The organism is Monashia sp. HAY1-2A (assembly GCF_056755315.1).
The window spans coordinates 1-238 of sequence record NZ_JBNDHY010000749.1; the positions used below are offsets into that span (position 1 = coordinate 1).

At 67.2% G+C, this 238-nt stretch carries 1 pseudogene; it reads left to right on the forward strand.

The features are described from left to right. Nucleotides 1–148 (forward strand): annotated as a pseudogene (locus ACPYOM_RS23775) (FAD-dependent oxidoreductase); the annotation flags it as partial. Between the last annotated feature and the right edge of the window lie 90 nt (nucleotides 149–238).

A 238-nucleotide genomic window follows, 5' to 3' on the forward strand; every position in this document is an offset into this window, starting at 1 on the left:
GGCCCCGCGACATCGCGTCGTCGTCATCGGTTCGGGGTTCGGCGGACTCTTCGCCACCCAGCGCCTCAAGCGGGCCGACGTCGACGTGACGCTCGTGGCCCGCACGACGCACCACCTCTTCCAGCCCCTGCTGTACCAGGTCGCGACCGTCGTGTGGGTGACCGTGCGGGCCTCGAGGTCGATGGCTGTCTCTTATACACATCTGACGCTGCCGACGACGGGGAGAGTGTAGATCTCG